Source organism: Streptomyces sp. YS-3, assembly GCF_045257485.1.
Lineage (GTDB): Bacteria > Actinomycetota > Actinomycetes > Streptomycetales > Streptomycetaceae > Streptomyces.
Genome location: NZ_JBJHPC010000669.1, coordinates 1 through 3,661, shown reverse-complemented (window position 1 = coordinate 3,661; position 3,661 = coordinate 1). Strand labels below are relative to the sequence as shown.

Here is a 3,661-nt window from a genome sequence, read left to right as displayed (position 1 = left end):
CCGCTGCAGGGCGCTCGGTTCGGGCAGGGTGGCCGCGGCGGGGGCCGCCACCCGCACCCCGTCCGGGCCGGCCGGCGGATGCGCGCCCTCGGCGCCCCGGCCGGAACCGGCGCCGGGCCCGGGGGTGAACAGATCGGCCCGGGCCCCTGGCCCAGGGGTGCCGGAGCCGCCGGGAACGCCCTGTCCGGAGAGGTGCTCGGCGGTCCCGGGGGCCGCCCCGTCGAGGGGGTCGGGCGGTTTGACGCCGGGGCCGCCGGAGGCCGGGGGCACCGCCTCGGCCGCCCGGGGACCCGGCCGGGTGAGGGGCCCGGCGAACCCCGCCAGCCACAGCGCGTCCGCCAGCTCCTGGGCGGTCGGCTGGATCTCCGCCTCGCGCAGGCGCGCCACCAGGGCCGTGAGCGTGGAGGTCACGGCGTTCCTGGGGGGGCGCGGGCCCCGGGCGGCGGTCATCGGGGTCACCGCTGCCTGGTGTCCAGCGGGCGCAGCAGCAGCTCGGCTATCTCCTCGCGCCGCTCCGGCTCCTCCTCGCTCACCTGCTGGGTGAGGAAGATGGCGTTCAGGAGCTGGTCGGTGGGGCGCAGCTCGCCGTTGCCGTCGTCACGGGTGAACCGGGTGAGCAGATCGACGTTGCGCTCGTCGGCGCCGGGCCCGAAGTGGGCCTGGACGAAGGCCGCGAGCCGCTCCTCGCGGGGCGGGTCCAGGTGCAGATGGATACAGCGGCGCAGCAGCGGCGCCGGGAAGTCGCGCTCGCCGTTGCTGGTCAGGACGGTGACGGGGAAGGCTCGGCAGCGGACCCTGCCGTTCGGCACCGCCACCCGCCGGCCGTCGTCGGTGAGGACGTCGACCACGTCGCGGCCGGGCCGGTCGGCTATCCGCTCCAGCTCGGGTATCGGGAACTCGCCCTCCTCCAGCACGTTCAGCAGGTCGTTGGGCAGGTCGATGTCGCTCTTGTCGAGCTCGTCGATGAGCAGGACGCGGGGGCGCTCGGCGGGCAGCAGCGCGGTGCCGAGCGGGCCGAGGCGGATGTAGCGGCCGATGTCGTCGGCCTGGCCGTCGGCGAGCTGCGCGTCGTGCAGCCGTCCGATGGCGTCGTAGGTGTAGAGGCCGTCCCTGAGCTCGGTACGGCTGATGACGGGCCACTGCAGGACCCGGCCCAGGCCCAGTTCGTACGCGATCGAGTGCGCCAGCGTCGACTTGCCCGAACCCGGCTCGCCGGTGATCAGCAGCGGGCGGCGCAGATAGAGCGCCGCGTTGATCAGCTGGAGGGTCTCGGCGTCGTGCGCGGACAGCTCCGAGACGCGGTCGCCGAGCCGGCGCTCGGAGGCGATGTCGATGTCCGGCACGGTGTACGGGCGCGGCTCGCCGCCGAAGGTGCGCCAGCGGGGCGGCGGGGGCAGGGTGTTGATCCGCTCGGGATCCGGCGCCCCGAGGCCTCGGTAGATCAGCCAGTCGTCCATCGCTCGCTCCTCGTCGACGGTCGGCGGGGCACCACTTCTTGGCCACGTGTCGTTGCGGGTCGAAGTCTCGTTGCGAGTCGAGGTCCAGTCGGAACGTACCCACTCCCGGGCCGCCGAAAGGCGATTGCCCCGGCCGGTCCGGGCGGGTGGACGCACAGGCGGTCACAGCGGCGCTCGTCCGGGCGCACGGCGGGGCGCGGAGTGCCCGCCGCGGGCACTCCGTCACGGCGTATCACGGCGCGTCCAGCCGCTGGAGGTCCGGCAGCGGCCGGTCCGGGTCGTCGTAGAGCATCGCCACACCCTCCGCCCAGTGCTGGGCATCCTTGGAATCGCTGATCTCCTCCCTGATACGGCGCAGCCGGTCCGGGAGCTCAGTGGGGTCCTTCGCCTGGCCGAGCAGATCGGCGGCCCCCGCGCGCACCGCCACGCACAGGTCCTGGCAGCCCTGTTCGGGGTGGGCGTCGGTGTGCCAGAGCGCCACCCCGTGGCCGGCGTCCAGCGCCATCCGCATGGCCGCGCCGCCGACCCCGCGCCCGGCGGGCCGGCACAGCACCGGCACCGCGCCGGGCTCCATCTCGGTGTAGTGGCGCAGCCGGGGCGCCCGGCCCGGCTGCGGCGTCGGCGCCGCGACCAGTTCTTCGGCGGCCATCAGGGCGTCCCAGCGCTCCCGCCACTCGGGGTCGGCCGCGCCGCGCCGGTCGAGGTCGCGCAGCACCACCCGCCGCTGCACGCCGAGGTAGGGCGACCGGTACAGGCGCCCGATCTCGGTGAGCTGCCAGCGGTGCACGGCGGTGTCGAAGTGGTCGGCGGGCAGGGCGACTTCGAGGGGGGCCGGGCAGTCGTCGGTGTCGACGCTCTGGAAGGCGGTGACCAGCGGCCGGCGCAGCCGCCGGATGAGCTCGCCGGGGGCCACCCCGTCGCCCCGGCACTCCTCGGCCACCGGCCGGGAGCCCTCCCGGTCACCGTCGTGCACCCGGATGCGCCAGTAGAACCGGTCGGGCGCGTCGGAGAGCGGCTCCAGTTCGACGGTGACGACAGCGCCGCCGCGCTCGGGCGTGGGGTACGGCAGGACGGTCAGGATCTCCTCGGGCGCGCCGGGCCCGAGCACCGGCAGCAGCCCGTCGGGCAGCCGCGCCTCGGTGACCACGGTGTGCACCACGGGCGGGATGCCGCGCAGCCGCTCGTTCACCCAGGCGGCCAGCTGTGCCGGGTCGCCGCCGCGCCCGCGCTCGTACTCCACGACCAGCTTGAGGTAGTGCAGGAAGGCGATGGCGGGCATCGGGCGGTGCGCCTCGTAGAGCAGGCCGTGGCCGTCGCGCCAGGTGCGCGGGTCGGGCAGGCTGGCGGGCGGGGCGATCCCGCCGCGGGCCTTGCGCGCCAGCTTGGCGACGGCCGGCACCCCGCCGGGCCCGGGCACGGAGGCCAGCAGTCCGAGGGCCGCTCGCCGGTCGTACGGGCTCCACTGCTCGGGCGTGCGGTGCAGCCCGGCGGCGGGTAACTGCTGCTGCCGGTCGACCCAGGTGTTGTAGCCGCTGAGCCGGGGCTCGCCGCCGTGCCACCGGTCGTGCTCGGCGAGCACCGTGCGGTAGAGGTCGCCGAAGCGGCGCAGCGCCGGGAGCGCGATGGCCCGGCCGCCGCCCCGCTCGGCCTGGCGCGACTTCATCACGGCGACGACGGCGCCGGTGTGCGGGTCGACCACGGGTCCGCCGGAGACCCCTTTGGGGAACTCGGTGGTGTGGAACCGGAACCCGTAATTGCCGTCGTACGTACGGATGTCGATGGCGGTCTGCCAGCGCTGCGGGCCCTCCTCGGGCCGGAAGGCGTAAACCACGGCGGTGCTCGCGCCGGGCGGCTCGGCGCAGTCGCTGAGCCAGACGCACTCGTGCTCCACGTCGTCCTCGATCAGGCGGACCAGCGCGAGGTCCTGCTCGACGGGCACGGCCTCGCCGGGCAGGTCGTCGTCGACCAGCCAGGCCGCGAGCCGGGCGGGCAGCGGGTCCTCGCCGAGCCGGTCGCTGCCGACCCAGAAGATCCGCTCGCGGTCCCGGGCCAGATGCGGGCGCAGGACGTGCGCGCAGGTCAGCACCCAGCCGGGGGCGACGAAGAAGCCGCTGCCCCACATCGTGCCGCCACCGGCGGGGAGCAGGTGGACGGTGGCCGAGCGCGCCAGATCGTCGATGAAGGGGTCGTGCGCGTGCTCAGGC

2 protein-coding genes and 1 pseudogene are annotated in these 3,661 nt (G+C 75.6%); all 3 read right to left on the bottom strand.

Annotation, left to right across the window (positions count from 1 at the left end; translation table 11 throughout):
- Window positions 1–411, bottom strand: a pseudogene (locus tag ACJA3G_RS32930) (hypothetical protein); the annotation flags it as partial.
- A 44-nt stretch (window positions 412–455) separates the two neighbouring features.
- Entirely contained in the window at window positions 456–1,457 is a 1,002-nt protein-coding gene (locus ACJA3G_RS32925; protein WP_406556697.1) for an AAA family ATPase, read from the bottom strand.
- 232 nt (window positions 1,458–1,689) lie between these two features.
- On the bottom strand, window positions 1,690–3,661 hold a 1,972-nt coding region (locus ACJA3G_RS32920), incomplete at its 5' end, for a trypsin-like peptidase domain-containing protein (protein WP_406556696.1).